Below are 15,695 nucleotides of genomic sequence, written 5' to 3'. Positions count from 1 at the left end.
TAGTAAACAAAACGATGAATCAGGCTAAAACAGCCTTCAAAATCAAATTCACATGTGTTTCAGCCAGTCCTTTAACTTCGTCATATGTTTGATCGTTACGGCTGTGGACTGTTACAAATCCATGAACGGATAACAGGACAAACCATATCTCTTTAGGACCTGCCTTCTGCTCAGTAAGCTGATGGATCGTTTTAGCAAATCGTTCATAGCTTTTATTCGGTTCTTGTTTTAAATAGCTCTTCACTTCTTTATCTTTCGTTAAAAACATTAATTCATAATGATTTGGATGATCCATACCGAATTTTATAAAGCTAAGCAAAACCTGTCTCCCTTTTTCAAGATCTGTTCCTTTCATTTTGAAAACACTCTGTAATTCTGTGTCTAGTAACTCAAAATCTTTTAAGATAATGGCATAAAAAATTTCTGCTTTATTTCGAAAATGATAATAGAGTGCACCATGGGAGTAGCCTAACTCGGTTGCGATCTTCCTCATTGATACATGTTGATAGCCCGTATCAGCAAAAAGAGTTCTTGCTGTATCCAAGATTATTTCTCTTGTTAATTCATTTTCTACTACTTTTCTTGGTGTCATATTATTCTCCTTTTAATTAACCATTGGTTAATTAAAACTTTACATATAAAACCAACTATTGTCAAATAAATCCATAAAAAAAGCCACAGCACCTGCTGTAGCTTTCAACCGCTTATTAGTGTTTGCCAGTCAATTGACCTTCTTCTTGCAGCATGGTTCCATTTTTAGCGAAATTAGTATGCCACGAGAAGGCCTTTTCTAATACATGCGGTGTTTGACCCCCTCTTTCAAGTGCTTCTTCAAAATAATCCAGAAGTTGTTTACGATACATGGGATGCGAACAGTTGTTAATGATAACATGAACCCGCTCTCTAGGCGAAAGCCCGCGCAAATCTGCATAGCCTTGTTCTGTTATGATTACATCTACATCATGTTCGGTATGGTCTACATGTGAGGCAAATGGAACAATGCTTGAAACGGCACCATGCTTGGCGATAGATTTTGTCACAAAAATGCTCAGACCAGCATTACGGGCAAAGTCACCAGAGCCGCCAATCCCATTCATCATTTTTGTTCCGCAAATATGTGTGGAATTAACATTCCCATAAATATCACATTCAACTGCTGTATTAATTGAAATCAAGCCTAAACGGCGAATGATTTCAGGAGAATTTGATATTTCCTGCGGCCGCAAGACGAGCTTATCTCGGTATTGATCAAGGTTTTGATAAACCTGATGTCCTTTTTCCTCAGACAAGGTAATGGAGCATCCTGAGGCAAATTTTACCTTTCCAGCATCCAATAAATCAAATACAGCGTCCTGCAAGACCTCTGAATACACTTCTAACTCGGTAAATTCCGAATCTAAAAAACCATGGAAAACCGCATTAGCAACTGAGCCTATTCCTGATTGAAGCGGAGCCAGTTTTTCTGTCAATCTGCCAGCTTTTATTTCTTCACGAAGTAACGTTAACAAATGATCTGCAATCTCTTGCGTTTCTTCATCAGGAGGAACAATAGTAGATGATGCATCAGGCTGGAAGGTGACGACAACCCCTTTTATTTTTTCAATATCTACAGGTATCCCGATGGTTCCAATGCGGTCATCAACCTTTGTCAATGGGATTGGTTCGCGTTCACCTTGTTTAGCAGGTAAATACACATCGTGGATTCCTTCTAAAGATCCAGAATGTGAAACGTTTAATTCAATAATAATATTTTTTGCACGTTGAGCGAAGATGGCCGAGTTTCCTAAAGAAGTTGTAGGAATAATCATTCCATCTTCGGTAATGGCTAAGGCCTCTATAATAGCAAAATCAATTTCCTCGAGAACTTCATTACGAATTAATTCAGCCGTATGCGAAAGATGCTGATCAATATACACTACATCCCCTGAATTGATTTTACTTCGCATACTGCTGTCCGCTTGAAAGGGAAGACGTTTATTTATGATTCCAGCTTCAGCCATAAAGTGGTCAACTTCAGGGCCTAAAGAAGCCCCCGTGAAAACATTCACTTTAAAAAGACTTTTTTCACGTTTGGCACGCTCAACAAGAGCCATTGGAATAGCCTTTGCATCACCAGCACGTGTAAATCCGCTTAATCCTAAGGTCATGTCATGCTCTATCCACAAAGCTGCTTCTTCAGCAGTAACAATTTTATCTTGAAGATTTTCGTTTCGTACTAAATTGAAAACGCTTTCGTTCATATAACGTTCCCCCATTCGCTTTTTTCTTATAATTGTAACAATTTCGTCACAATTAGACATTCGAAAATGACTGAAAAGCCTTAAATGAGGGATAAAGAAGAATATTCCATACATAAACAACAAATTACTTTTAAAATCCTAATGCTCTTCGGAATTGGCTGGCGTATGTCTGACTAACTTGTATCTTCGTCTGATTTTTCATAATCAGTAAGAAGGTTGAGTGAAAATCAGGTAAAATTTCAGCAATAAAATTCACATTCACAATATATGAACGGTGAACGCGGATAAATTGTTCAGTTGGAAGGATAAGTTCTAATTCACTTAGATTCAACTTATGCGAACCTTTTCCTCTTCCTGATTGAATTCTTGTTTTTCTGTTTTGTGCTTCTAAGAAGATAATTTCTTCGAAAGGCACCGGAACCCATGACTCATCTGTTTTAATCGTAAGGAACGTACTTGAAAGAAGATATGGTTTAGAAGGCATAATCGCTGTCACACAGCCCTTTGGAAAAACGCCTTCAAAAATAGGTACTGACATCCCGTAATATGGAGTACCAAATGCATTATTATCAATAAACTCAGCCACTTTTTGCTGAGCAGCTAAGGCTTTATACGTAACAGTATCTTCATTTATATTGTCTCCTGGCTTAATTCCCAAGTCTACTTTTTTACTTGGCTGGTAATATATAAATTCTCTGTCATTAGAAACCGCAATCGAAGTTTCTTTGGGAAAGAAATCCCCGATAACATTCATAACAGAAGAAACTGTAAATCGATCCATTTGTGTAATACACCCCTGATTTATAATTTCGTATATCTCGCTGCTTTTTAAAGGGCGGTAGAGGAAAAACCACGTCGCATTTCTAAAGCTCAACACTATTCTACATAATTTCGACTGTGTTTGACATAGAAAAATGTTTACATATTGAAAAAACCCTCTAAATCCAGCATGCTGATTCGATATGTAATAATTCCCTCCTTATACTATAACAATAAAAACCACCTTCCTGAGAGGAAAGCGGTTTTTATGATGTCTATTTAATTTTATTTTCCTTTTCACTTTGCAATTTTTCTAGATTTGCCAATGGAAGGTTAGATAAAAAAGTTCGGTCGGCCGGCTGATAGACATTCTCCAAAATCAATACGTTAATGATTTCTTCCTTTTTTGCCCACACCATTTGTGCCAACTTTCCCATTTTTTATTTTCCTCCTCTTCCTTTATACAGGTTCATTTTTAAGTGCAGCATGCCCTTCTGAACCCGTTCTGATATTTATTACATTGCCTAATTCATAAATAAAGATTTTGCCGTCTCCTGGTTTTCCTGTTTTGAATAGTTTACTGGCAATACTCACCACGTCAGCAACAGGTACCTCACAGACAACAATTTCTATTTTAAGCCGATCGTGTAGAGTAATTTCACGTTTGACACCTCTATAAGTCTCAACATATCCTTTTTGCAGCCCTGTACCTAAAACATTTGAAACGGTAATTCCACTAACGCCTATTTTCGCCATTTCTTGTTTAAAGGCATCAAACTTATCTGTTTTTGTGATAATCTCAATTTTCGTTAGTAGCTCTCCCATACGAACACCCCTTATCGTCTATAATGATTCGTGATATGCTTTTTCACCATGAAGCGTTAAATCTAAGCCCATTGTTTCATCTTCTTCGTTAACCCGTAGAGAGGTTACAAAACCAACCAGCTTAGCAATAACAAAGGTTAGTACAGCTACGAAAATATAAGTAGCAATAATAGCAACGAGCTGTTTCCAAAGTAAATTGAAATCTCCTGCAAATAAGCCATCTGCTCCTGCTTCATTTACTTTAGTTGTAGCGAACAAACCTGTAGCGATACCGCCCCATGTTCCGCCGATTCCATGCAGACCAAAAGCATCTAATGCATCGTCATAACCAAGCTTGCTTTTCAGATAGGAAACGCCCCAGAAACAAACCGCCCCACCGATACCTCCAATTAGAATGGATGATGGTGTGGTTACGAATCCACATGCTGGCGTTATCGCTACAAGACCCGCAATTGCCCCAGATAGTGCACCTAACATCGTTGGCTTTTTGTTTACAATATATTCAACTAACAACCATCCAATGATACCGGCTGCTGCTGCGACCGCTGTATTCACAAAAACATTCATAGCGACTTCATTAATAGAAAGAGCACTTCCAACGTTAAATCCATACCACCCAAACCAGATTAGCGCTGCTCCAAGAAATGTTAAAGGCAGATTATGCGGCGCACTTTCCGATTTACCTTTCCGTTTCCCAAGCATGATCGCTAATACAAGACCTGCTACACCAGAAGAAATATGAACGACGTTTCCTCCCGCAAAATCTAAAGCACCCAGTTGAGCTAACCAGCCGCCTCCCCAAACCCAGTGAGCAATTGGAGCATAAACAATTAACGACCATAAGATTGTGAAAAGTAAGAATGCTGAAAACTTCATACGTTCAGCGATTCCGCCTGCAATAATGGAAACTGTTAAAACCGCAAAAGTCATTTGAAATAACATGAATAAATTATGTGGAATTGTCTCACTATAAGGTCCTGGTTCAAACCCTACATTATTAAGACCCATCCATTCAAATCCTCCAATAAATGAGTTGCCCGGTGAAAAAGATAAGGAGTATCCCACAAGCACCCACAGAATTGATATCACCGCCATCGGCATAAAACTATGCATAGCCGTATTCAAGACATTTTTACTTTTTACCATTCCCCCATAAAAAAGTGCAATTCCTGGTGTCATAATCCAAACCATCATTGTTGCCAAAAACATAAATACCGTATCTGCTGCTTGCATAAACCCATCCCCCTCTTTTCTTTATGTTAGTTTATATAACATTAATATGTGATGTTTATTATCATATACCGAAAGGACTAAAAAATCAACGAATTTTTAGAATATTTTATTTATTAGTAAGATAACCTAACATAACTAGTGATAAAGTATCGTAATTCCCCATTGTATAACCTACTATAACGGAGCTGTCATTTATGTTAGATTGGCGAACTACAACCGCTTGGCTGCAAAAGAAATTTGCTAGTACAAATAAATTACAAGGACCTGAAAATCAGGTACAATAAAGGTAACAGCAGGATTTAATCCACTTACGTTTGTTACCTGCAAGTGGATCTAAATTCCTATTAAAATTTAGTAAGGAGTGAATATTTATGGGGGTTACCCTTAGCAAAGGTCAAAAAGTAGACCTTACCAAGTCACATCCAGGATTACAAAGTGTAATTGTAGGACTAGGATGGGATGTTAATCAGTTTGGTGGTAGTTATGATCTAGATGCATCCGCTTTCTTAACAGGTGTTGATGGAAAAGTGCAAAGTGACCTTGACTTTGTATTCTATAACAATCCCTCTGGCGGAAATGGATCCATCCAGTACAGCGGAGATAATCGTACAGGCGCAGGGGCTGATGATGACGAACAAATTCGAATAAATGTTGGACAAGTACCAGCCCAAATTCAGCGAATAGCCTTTTCCATTACTATTCATGATGCACATTTAAAAAATCAAAATTTCGGACAAGTGTCTAATGCTTATGTCAGAGTAGTCAATGCGGAAACAAACGAAGAACTCATTCGATTTAATCTTGGACAAGACTTCACTGTTGAAACAGCCATCGTAGCTGCTGAACTCTATCGTCATAATGGCGAATGGAAATTTAATGCTATCGCTAGTGGATTCCAAGGAGGCCTCAATGCCTTATGCCGCAATTTCGGTGTGACGGTTGATGATGCACCAGCACCAACACCTCCTCCAATTCAGCAGCAGAATTATCAGCAGCCAACTCAACAGCATTCGAACTTCCAACAGCCTAGCCAGAATTATAACCCGCCTGCCGCGTTTAATTCAGGTCCTCCTCAAACGTTAACGAACACTCAAGGTGCAACAGGTACATATGGCGGTGATGAAATTCGCTGTACCCGCTGCCAATCTACTAACGTTACTACAGGGAAAAAAGGGTTTGGTTTGGGAAAAGCAGCAGTTGGCGGGTTAATTCTTGGACCTGTCGGATTATTAGGTGGTTTTATTGGAAAAGGGAAAATCAATTTCTCGTGCAATAGCTGTGGAAATAAGTGGTCTCCATCTCAAACAGATTATACAGAATGGGCTGTGCAGCAAAAACGAAAAGCCCAGGAAGTCTTTACCCGTTTCAAGAGTCAAGATACTATGGATGCTGTTGTTGCCGCATGCGCATTAGTGGCAATGGCTGATGGACAACTTGACGCTTCTGAACGCCAAAAGATGACTGAATTTGTCACTCAAAGTGAAGAATTACGCGTCTTCGATAACCAGAAAGTCCTTTCTCAATTTAATCTTTTTGTACAGAAGATTGAAAGAGATCAAATTATTGGACGAGCAGACGCTTTTAAAGCACTAGGAAGAATTAAATCTAAACCTGAAGTTGCGCGCCTCGTAGCCCGCTATTGTATTGCAATTGGTTACGCAGACGGTAATTTTGATCCTAATGAACAACGCGTAGTTAGAGAGATTTGCTTTGAATTAGGATTAAATCCTGATGAATTTCTTTCTTGATACTCTTTAAGACTTAAAAAAAAGATTGTAGAGGAATCCTCTACAATCTTTTTTCTACTTACTCTCTTTTTTTCCAGCTAAAATAACTTCTATTAATTCGTTTTTCTCCGAATACCGCATACATCCCTTCTCTGGTGACGACCCAGGATGTGCCGAATTTACGAATCGTTCCATAGGGAAAATCACCAATACGCTTACGCAGCGTAGAAGCTTCTATTCCCCATTCTGAACAAGCATCGCTTGAACTAAGTATATTTTTATCATCTAAGTTAGGCTGTTGTTTAAATAAATTAATCACAGAAGTCACCTTCCTCTGTAATATAGTTTATCAATAAATGATTACGATGCGCATATTTTTTTATTCTTCTCATAAGCCGCTAACACCTGCTTTAGGATATCTTCTGCAGCCAGCAGACCACGGTTCTCAGTTCGTAGTATAGTGTTGCCAAGTGCAGCCTCATTTAACTCTCCGTGCAGAGGGGCAATAGGAAGGTCCGCAACCTCAAGCATACATAAATCAAGAAGAGAATCTCCAGCCGCAGCAACAAACGTTTTCCCCATTTTCTCTTTAATATGCGCAACAGCATCCCATTTATTCACTGGCATCGGCACAAAGTAGAGCTTCCGTCCTTGAAGAGACATTTTCCATCCTGCTTCTGCTGCTGCTTTCTCAAAATCCTTCAACTCATCAAGCGGTGCCGCTGCCTGATCAATTATATAATAATGAAATAACTCATCAGCAGTACGCTCCGAAAGAATCCAGTTATCATGAGCAAGTTCACTAAACTGCATTTTCAAGTCTTCCGGTGACATAGAGCTTTCTTTCATCTTGCGTCTAATTAATCGCTGCCAGTCCTGATCTGCTTGGCCTTTTACAAGAATATTCCCGCCGTTACTCGTCACGGCCATATCAGGAATAATTTCTTCTTGAAACAACGTAATTCGTTGAAATTGTTTAATAGTACGGGTCGTTACTGGTAAAAAAGTCATTTTTTCATGTACTTCTTTTAGCAATTCAATTGCCGCACTAGTCATAAACGAAATTTCACGGCCTTCATAGGTTTCGATTAAACGAATAGGAGGTTCAATGGTTCCTTCTTTTAGCCGAAAAGCTCGTTTTGAATAGATCATTGTTTGATCTAGATCGCTGGCAAATATCATATGTCGTTTAGCTCCTTATTGTCTTAATTAATCCGCAGCAAGTATAAGACATATTCTTATATTCTTCAATAGGTACAGAGCGGTCCTTAGCTAATAGCATTATATGTTTTAGGCGTGGATCATTTTTATCTTGGACAAGAATTTTCCAAGGAACCCTTCGGAGCAAAACTCTAGTCGTTTCTCCAACTCCAGGCTTAATATGATTGATGTCAGGAATTGAAAATTCATGTTGTATTTGTTTAATATTTTCCATTCCAATCCAGCTAGGCTCAGTATGTTCAATTCTTATTTTGTTAAGCTGTTCCTGAATCCCTTGTTCTACTTTAGGAAATTCCGAGGTCACTCGCTGTATAAAGTCATTAGAAACGTCTTCCCCTTCGAGATGCTGATAATACTTAGCACCATGGAAATCATCAGGTTTAATGAACTTGGTGTTATGGACAGTTCGGCTCACAAGACCAGATACTGTCGAGTTTAGACAAGCACTTGGTATTAAAAAGTCCTCCCGGGTTCCGTAGATATCCACACAATATCCCGGATCTGCCAATACAGCAAGACTATCATCTACTGTAACACCATACTTCTCATTTAACTGTTTACATGCTTTAGTCAATTCATGAGTGATAGCCCCCTTACCGGTCCAGCCATCAATAAATTGAATTTCTTTATCAGGATGATTTTCCAGTATATAGCGCATCGCCTGTTCATCAATCCCTTTACCACGAATAATCGATACACTAAAGTGAGGGACATTCATTTCAAATGCGAATGATAAATACTTCTTAATTAAAATGCCGATTGGTGTTCCCGCTCTAGCCAGAGAAACAAGGACTATATCTTTACCCTTTTTACTCACAATTTCTTCAGCAACTACACCAACTGCAATCGCTAGCTTACCGGCATATTCTTCTAATGAATGACGATAAACTTCCATATACTCAGACGTTGGTTTATATTCTATTGGAAGCATTTCAGAATAATGAACACCTGATTGGATTGCTTCTTCCCGATCTTCTGTTCCTCTTTCTTCCATTACATCACTTAAGTCTTTTAAAAGAAATGTTACATCGTCAGCCGGGTAACTTCCCATAGGCGTTAGCTGATAATTGTTTTTGACCGTCATTGAACATATCCCCCTCGTTCATGATAACAACAAATATTCGTTTAGCTCCAACCTCCTGTAAAGCTTCAAGCAGTGATGATAATTGCTCATCCGGAACAATGCGTTCTATACATAAATAAATATCATCATAGCTGCCATATTCTATATTATAAAAGTAATTCGTTATCTGATCGTCATCCGGACAAGAGAAAGAAAAACCACTTCTTACCGCATATCCTTCTTGATCAACACGATGAATAGGGCTTCTCGTCGTTGATTGAAAATAAATATTTTCTCCCATAAAGGCTGCGATTTTCATTGGTAAGTACATAAACTCTCCGGTACCAAGACATAGAGCCCTGCCACCAGAACGCGTTTTCCCTAATGCTTCCCCAACATTACGGGCATAATAGTCAATATCAGTCCTGTCATCTGAAGCTATGCCATTAAAGCGGCCTGTCATAGCTGAATAAGGCACATGGTTAACATCGCCATTACTAGAAATCGAGGAGAGCTCCAAATCTTTCATTCGTTTAAACTGATTAAATTGATTCAAATGAATTTTCTCTACAACTGCACAGACAGCCTCAGATGGACGACTATATTCATAGGCACCCTCTTCTTCAACAGGCGTTCCTTCTACTGTAATCTCCCCAGCTAATAACGTTACTGTCTTGACCGTGATCCCTAGTCTTTGCTCAAGTTCACGATATCTTTTTTTATCTTCCTCTGATCGCCAGTCTAATAACGAGACGACCATATATTCGTCACGAGGGTATTCCCGATGAATAGCTTCGATAATGTTAATAGCCGTTTTCCCAGTCGTAATCTCATCGTCAACAAGAACGATGGGGCCGCTTTTTTTGAACAGTTCTTCTTTCCCAAAACAACGTTGAGCAGTCGCATGAGAATGTTCTTCCTCAAACTTAACGACCGACTCCACGCCCTGCACTTGTTCTCTAGTTGTATGTATATAAGCTGCGTTATCGAATAAATCAAAGACACTTTGGCCTAAAGAAGTAGCCGTCTCTGCAAATCCGATAAATAGGGTTTCCTCGGGCAGTTCAAATGGACTTGTCATTAGTTCCTGGTATAATTCCTGTTCACCATTCCCAGTTAACAGTGCCTCAATGATCTCATCACGTTTAGGTACTTGCTGCTTATACAGATCTTCAATTAAACGGATAGCAAGCAAAGCGCCGCTTAATAAAGAAGTCACAGGTGCAACGGGTATATGCTTACCGAGAATCTTGCTGACAAATAGGAAGCCTCGTTTTTTATTTTTCCGTGCAGCCATTCCGAAAAGAAAATCGAGTGGAAGGTTATACACATTTTCTTTCACTTGGACGTCAACAGATAAAGCGTCTAAAATATTAAATGTAGCTAAGTTCTTGTTCTGTGAGTAAATCAATGTATGAGTTCTGTTCATGGAACACCCCGTATACTTTCGCCTTATTTAGAATTTTTTTCGCCCAATTATAATGAGGCTTCATTTCGTTCATTTTGTTAGAAAAGTGGCTTTTCAACACGCCGCCTTCACTTTCCATACTCTCTAAAATACTAACCGCATCCATGTATTCTTCATAAGAAACCACACTAAATGCATGCACAGGTTTTATATGGGTCGGATGAATAATCGTTTTTCCCATTAGGCCATTATTCTTATCCATCATTACTTCTTTAATGAGTCCATCCAGGTATTGATTAATCATTTCTTTCCGAATAGCCAATCCTTCTTTGCCCAATATATTTTCAAAAGGGGTTTCTCTTAATTGAGGTTTCATGACACGCTCACTCTTATAAAAGTACTCCCATACTGGACCGGATACGATATACTCTTTCTCACTACGGCCAAAAACATTGACCATATCAGCGATACAATCCCTGACGACCGAAATATCATAAATCGTGTAATCGCTGCTCCTGCGGATTCCAAACAGTCCACAGAAATCGGTCGCACCCATTCGGACATTTAAAATGAGAGCAAAGTTTTCATCAAGAAGCTTTTTAATACTCATTAACTCCGTCATTCTCGATTCTTTATAAATCACTTCGGGTGATTCTAAAATGGGCATTCCATAAAGATGAATAGAGTATTTCTGATTGATTTCGTGAAGAGCATCTAAATAGTCCACACCATTTTTATGCGTGAATTTTGGAAAAACAAAACCAGTTAACACACTTATGGCCTTACCTAGTTTTGCTGCCACACTCTTCATCTGAACATGGCTCCGCACTCGAATGAAAATCAATGGAATCTCTTCATTTTTACATATCCCCAAATTAATACTATCGGAAAGTTGATGAAGCTGTGTTATGACATTTTTTTCTGCAAGATCAACCTCTTTATCACTTACCGCATCTTCAAGATCTAAGACCATAGAGACTAGACCTGCATGTTTTTGTGAAAGGATATCAGAACAAATTGCAGCTCTCGTTCCAGGCATATACAAGGAAGCACCCAGTGATAATGCCAACAGATCTTTCGGACTTTCTTTCGTAAAATTCATCGGTTCCCGATAAAAAATATTTTCAACACTTTCCTCGGTTAAGTAATTAAAATGCCTCATAAATTAATCTCCTTTACTCTTTGACACACACGCGACTGCAACTGGATAAGTCTTTAAAATAAAACGAAAGGGAAAACACAAATGTGTTCACCCTTTTCGTTTCATTTATTCATTTGAAGCTTCACTTGCTCTGCGGACATTAAACTTATGAATAAGGAAAGTAAGCAAGAATACCCCCACTAGCACGCTGAAGAATACTAATTCACCTACATGGTACCAATGGCTCATAACCATCTTAATACCAATAATGGCAATTAAGATAAACGCTGTCGCTTCAAGTTCTGGAATCTTTTCAATAAGTGTCAGGAATATTTGAGCAACACCACGCATCATTAATACTCCAAGCAGTCCACCTAGGAAAAGTACCCAGATCTGATCACTTACACCAAACGCGGCGATAACCGAGTCAATTGAGAACGCAATATCCATAACTTCAACTGCTGCAACTGTACCCCAGAAGTTACCGAATAACCGAATAAATATACCTTGTTTACTAAGAGCTTTTTCTTCATCTTCATTATCTTCTGCAGCACTCTCTCTTCGCTTTTTAAGGAAGTGACTGATTGCAAGCCATAGAAGATATCCACCACCGGCAATTTTGATCCACCAAATTTGTATGAGCCAGACCCCGACGCCAATAGCGATAAATCTGAATACATAAGCTCCGATAATCCCATAAAACAATGCCTTTTTCTGTTGTTCTTTTGGAAGGGGCTTAACCATAACTGCCAAGACAAGGGCATTATCCGCTGAAAGTAATCCTTCCAAAACGATTAATGTACCAATAACTGCCCAAGCAGAGGGATCCGTAATTACTTGTTGGATTGCCTCCCACGAAAAGAACTTTCCGTATGTTTCCATCATTCCTGAAAAAAAGTCCATGTAAAATCTCCTTTAAAGTTTGCATGCTTCGGGCTTTTTCTCCTTTATGGGGAGGCAAACCGTATCACCAATATTTTTTAACTCATTACTTCTTAAACGCTTAACCCGTAGTTACGGCATAGGGCGCCGAGACCGCCTGAAAAACCGCTGCCAATGGCATTGAATTTCCACTCTGTACCGTGGCGATATAATTCACAAATGACTACAGCCGTTTCGATGGAGAAGTCTTCGCCTAAATCATAGCGCAATACTTCTTCATTATTATCTGCATTCACTACGCGAACAAACGCATTGGATACTTGGCCAAAGTTCTGGCTTCGTTGGTCGGCATCATGAATGGTTACCGTGATTGCAACCTTATGGGTTGAAGAAGGTACTTTAGAGAAATCAATGACAATCTGCTCGTCATCTCCATCCCCTTCACCAGTCCGGTTATCTCCCGTATGCACAACAGCTCCGCTAGGGTCTTGTAAATTATTATAGAAAATAAAATCTAAATCTTGCGTACAAACATTATTTGCATCAACTAAAAATGCAGATGCATCAAGGTCAAAATCATAACCGCCTGAGTATCGATTTGTATCCCAGCCTAAACCAATAATGGCCTTTGTTAGTCCTGGATTTGTTTTAGTTAAATCAATTCTCTGGCCTTTTGCTAAAGAAATAGTCATTCAACTCATCCTCTCAACTAAAAAGTGTATGTCTCGTTGAATACCATACTCAGCCTGCTGATAGACCATAATCATTAACTAGTGAAGCTAGTCCACCTTGATATCCGCTTCCAATAGCATTGAATTTCCATTCGCCGCCATGACGGTATAATTCAGCTACAACTACAGCTGTTTCAATAGAGAAATCTTCGCCAAGATCGTAACGAATTAATTCTTCATTACTTTGTTCATTCACTACACGGACAAATGCGTTGGATACTTGACCGAAGTTTTGGCTGCGTGCGTCAGCATCATGAATAGTAATAGTAAATGCAATTTTTTCAACTTCAGCAGGAACTTTACTTAAATCAATTTTGATTTGCTCATCGTCTCCGTCGCCTGCGCCAGTTAGGTTATCACCCGTATGAACAACAGAACCATTACCGCCTTGAAGATTATTAAAGAAAACAAAATCTTTTTCAGAAGCTACTTTACCTGATGCATTAAGTAGAAATACGGATGAATCTAAGTCAAAATCGTTACCGCCATCATACTTATTCGTATCCCAGCCAAGACCGACAACAAGATTTTTCAAACCAGGATTTGATTTTGTTAAGTCTACTTTTTGTCCTTTACTTAAAGAAATTGCCATTTTGCATTACCTCACTTTTATTATTTTTATTTATACGTATTTATTAGCTATTTCCGAGATGGATGTATCTTTTGTTCCGTCTCCAATTGCGTTAAATTTCCATTCACCATTATGACGGTAAATTTCACCTACAAATAATGAAGTCAATCCAGAATAGTTTTCTGTTAAGTTGAAGTGAATCAATTCTTCATTATTAGAATTATCAACTAGACGAATAAAAGCATTTTGAATCATACCAAAATCTTGTTTTCTTGATACACAAGAATAGATGTTGACAACGAAGACAAGTTTATGGATTGATGGAGAAATCGATTTTAGGTCAACGACGATTTGCTCATCATCCCCATCACCGTCTCCCGTTAAATTATCTCCTGAATGTCGAACACTATTATCGGCACTTTTTAGATTACCGAAGTAGATCAGGCTGTTTTTATTTGGCATCTTACCTTTTTCATCAAGCATAAGTACAGAAGCATCACAGTCCACATTCGCTGTACTGCCGCCTCCGAATAAACCGCCGAATAACCCTTTCGACTTTTCAGCTGTAACCGGATCCCAGCCTAGACCTACAGTAAGAGAAGATAAACCAGCTCTTCCTTTTGTAAGATCTACTTTCTGTCCCTTTTGTAACGAAATTGCCAATAGGTTCACGTCCTCTCGAATTCTCGAATTCTCCACCCTGTAAAATTCACGCCAGCGTGATTATATATTTATTGTAACATCTGATGCCTATTTGTACAAATATTAATTACTTTTCTTATGACTAACCCTTCAGCTGCCTTGTTTGATACGTTTCTTTTAGTTCAATTAAACGTTTCGTACCCTCTTCACGGGTTCGTTTATTTTCTTCTTCAATTCGTTTTGTCTCTTCAAGACCCTTGATAATAATGCCCCAAGATTCTTCAATGGTTTCAATTTTTATGCTCGGTGCCCCTGCAAGACGAGCAATATCCACACTTTGGGAAGTGATATTTTGGGCATTGCGGATAAGCATTTCATTGGTGCGTTTATCCAGCTCACTCATTGAATCAGCCACAAGCTTTTGACGTTTTGCCGAAACAGCTTGGATCAGTCCGTTTTTAAAGATTGGAATAGTTGTAACAAAAGCCGAATTTATTTTCCCTATAAGTTTGGTATTTCCTCGCTGTAAAAGACGTATTTGCGGAGCTGTCTGTAACGCAACCATTTTGGCCATTTCAAGATCATAGACTCGTTGTTCAAGTGCCTCAATACCATTTCTCAGCGTATCTAATTCCATTCCTGCAATTTGATCGCCGGATGCCGCGCGTGTTTCATATTCAGGGAGAAGAGTTGCTTTCAGTTCTTCCACCTTAGCATTTCCAGCTACAGCATATTTCTCAAGTGCTAGATAATAATTAAAATTCTGCTCATACAATTCTTCTAACGTATGTGTGGATGAAACCATTTCATTTTGATACTTGGATATTTCAACATAGACCTTATCAATCTCACCTCCCATCGATTGATATTTACCGAAGATTTTATCAATCATTTTTTCCCCTTTATTAAATAACTTTGATAGGAGACCTCGTTTTTCCGGGGCGAAATCTTTGCTGTCGAATCGATCCATTATTTTGCCAAGCTGTTTTAGCAGCTCACTGGAGTCTTCCATTGAACTCGACTTCATTGTTGATAGAATACGATCCGAGAATTTAGATATTTCCATTGCCGGTTCTTTACCGAATTCTAAAAGAGACATTTGGTTTTTCACGTCAATTTGCTGAGCAAGTCGAACGACTTCAGGATCGTTTCGAAGCTGAACCTTTAGTTCTTCCGTTTTTGCTAAGGACACCTGATTTGTGTTTTCATCAAAGATTTCAGTACTCTTCATATTCGCCATACTAATCCCTCT

The 15,695-nt window shown here is 38.8% G+C and carries 17 protein-coding genes; 1 reads left to right on the top strand and 16 read right to left on the bottom strand.

Annotated features, from left to right (window positions below; translation table 11 throughout):
- Nucleotides 1-19: 19 nt before the first annotated feature.
- The 6 genes from MHI18_RS13860 to MHI18_RS13835 all read right to left on the bottom strand — a co-directional run bounded on the left by MHI18_RS13860 (nucleotide 20) and on the right by MHI18_RS13835 (nucleotide 5,057).
- Nucleotides 20-592, bottom strand: a complete 573-nt coding sequence (locus MHI18_RS13860) for a TetR/AcrR family transcriptional regulator (RefSeq protein ID WP_340848171.1) — start codon at nucleotides 590-592, stop codon at nucleotides 20-22.
- 115 nt (nucleotides 593-707) lie between these two features.
- Entirely contained in the window at nucleotides 708-2,240 is a 1,533-nt protein-coding gene (locus tag MHI18_RS13855) for an acetyl-CoA hydrolase/transferase family protein (RefSeq protein WP_340848169.1), read from the bottom strand.
- Between the two features lie 130 nt (nucleotides 2,241-2,370).
- A complete protein-coding gene (locus MHI18_RS13850; protein ID WP_340848167.1) occupies nucleotides 2,371-3,021 on the bottom strand; it encodes a LytTR family DNA-binding domain-containing protein in 651 nt (216 codons plus the stop codon).
- Nucleotides 3,022-3,274: 253 nt separating this feature from the next.
- A complete protein-coding gene (locus MHI18_RS13845; protein ID WP_161629125.1) occupies nucleotides 3,275-3,436 on the bottom strand; it encodes a hypothetical protein in 162 nt (53 codons plus the stop codon).
- A gap of 22 nt (nucleotides 3,437-3,458) precedes the next feature.
- The gene (locus MHI18_RS13840; RefSeq protein WP_340848164.1) at nucleotides 3,459-3,824 is read right to left on the bottom strand and encodes a P-II family nitrogen regulator; all 366 of its coding nucleotides are present in this window, start codon (nucleotides 3,822-3,824) and stop codon (nucleotides 3,459-3,461) included.
- A gap of 18 nt (nucleotides 3,825-3,842) precedes the next feature.
- Nucleotides 3,843-5,057 carry an ammonium transporter gene (locus MHI18_RS13835; RefSeq protein WP_340848162.1) on the bottom strand — a complete coding sequence of 405 codons (1,215 nt, stop codon included), beginning with the start codon at nucleotides 5,055-5,057 and terminating at the stop codon, nucleotides 3,843-3,845.
- A 371-nt stretch (nucleotides 5,058-5,428) separates the two neighbouring features.
- Here MHI18_RS13835 and MHI18_RS13830 point away from each other — a divergent pair, with 371 nt between their 5' ends.
- Complete coding sequence (locus tag MHI18_RS13830) at nucleotides 5,429-6,805, top strand: TerD family protein (protein WP_340848161.1); 1,377 nt, start codon at nucleotides 5,429-5,431, stop codon at nucleotides 6,803-6,805.
- 58 nt (nucleotides 6,806-6,863) lie between these two features.
- Here MHI18_RS13830 and MHI18_RS13825 read toward each other — a convergent pair whose 3' ends face one another.
- The 10 genes from MHI18_RS13825 to MHI18_RS13780 form a co-directional block, all read right to left on the bottom strand.
- A complete protein-coding gene (locus MHI18_RS13825; protein WP_340848160.1) occupies nucleotides 6,864-7,103 on the bottom strand; it encodes a helix-turn-helix domain-containing protein in 240 nt (79 codons plus the stop codon).
- A gap of 41 nt (nucleotides 7,104-7,144) precedes the next feature.
- Nucleotides 7,145-7,966, bottom strand: coding sequence for an HAD family hydrolase (locus tag MHI18_RS13820; protein WP_340848159.1), 822 nt, complete (start codon nucleotides 7,964-7,966; stop codon nucleotides 7,145-7,147).
- 7 nt (nucleotides 7,967-7,973) lie between these two features.
- The gene (locus MHI18_RS13815; protein ID WP_340848158.1) at nucleotides 7,974-9,089 is read right to left on the bottom strand and encodes a cysteine protease StiP family protein; all 1,116 of its coding nucleotides are present in this window, start codon (nucleotides 9,087-9,089) and stop codon (nucleotides 7,974-7,976) included.
- Nucleotides 9,037-10,497: a phosphoribosyltransferase family protein gene (locus MHI18_RS13810; RefSeq protein ID WP_340848157.1), complete on the bottom strand. Its 1,461-nt coding sequence runs from the start codon at nucleotides 10,495-10,497 to the stop codon at nucleotides 9,037-9,039. Before MHI18_RS13810 ends, MHI18_RS13815 begins: the two co-directional genes overlap by 53 nt.
- Nucleotides 10,442-11,638 (bottom strand): HpcH/HpaI aldolase/citrate lyase family protein, encoded by a 1,197-nt coding sequence (locus tag MHI18_RS13805; RefSeq protein ID WP_340848156.1) that lies wholly within the window; start codon nucleotides 11,636-11,638, stop codon nucleotides 10,442-10,444. Before MHI18_RS13805 ends, MHI18_RS13810 begins: the two co-directional genes overlap by 56 nt.
- A 105-nt stretch (nucleotides 11,639-11,743) precedes the next feature.
- Nucleotides 11,744-12,520 carry a TerC family protein gene (locus tag MHI18_RS13800; RefSeq protein ID WP_340848154.1) on the bottom strand — a complete coding sequence of 259 codons (777 nt, stop codon included), beginning with the start codon at nucleotides 12,518-12,520 and terminating at the stop codon, nucleotides 11,744-11,746.
- A 92-nt stretch (nucleotides 12,521-12,612) separates the two neighbouring features.
- Nucleotides 12,613-13,191 carry a TerD family protein gene (locus tag MHI18_RS13795; RefSeq protein ID WP_340848153.1) on the bottom strand — a complete coding sequence of 193 codons (579 nt, stop codon included), beginning with the start codon at nucleotides 13,189-13,191 and terminating at the stop codon, nucleotides 12,613-12,615.
- A gap of 49 nt (nucleotides 13,192-13,240) precedes the next feature.
- Nucleotides 13,241-13,822, bottom strand: coding sequence for a TerD family protein (locus MHI18_RS13790; protein WP_040374422.1), 582 nt, complete (start codon nucleotides 13,820-13,822; stop codon nucleotides 13,241-13,243).
- Nucleotides 13,823-13,852: 30 nt separating this feature from the next.
- Nucleotides 13,853-14,464: a TerD family protein gene (locus MHI18_RS13785; RefSeq protein ID WP_340848151.1), complete on the bottom strand. Its 612-nt coding sequence runs from the start codon at nucleotides 14,462-14,464 to the stop codon at nucleotides 13,853-13,855.
- Between the two features lie 121 nt (nucleotides 14,465-14,585).
- Nucleotides 14,586-15,683 carry a toxic anion resistance protein gene (locus tag MHI18_RS13780; protein ID WP_340848149.1) on the bottom strand — a complete coding sequence of 366 codons (1,098 nt, stop codon included), beginning with the start codon at nucleotides 15,681-15,683 and terminating at the stop codon, nucleotides 14,586-14,588.
- Between the last annotated feature and the right edge of the window lie 12 nt (nucleotides 15,684-15,695).

Source organism: Peribacillus sp. FSL H8-0477, assembly GCF_038002765.1.
Taxonomy (GTDB): Bacteria; Bacillota; Bacilli; order Bacillales; family DSM-1321; genus Peribacillus.
The sequence above is the reverse complement of the archived record's forward strand: the minus strand, read 5'-3'. Positions and strand labels throughout refer to the sequence as shown.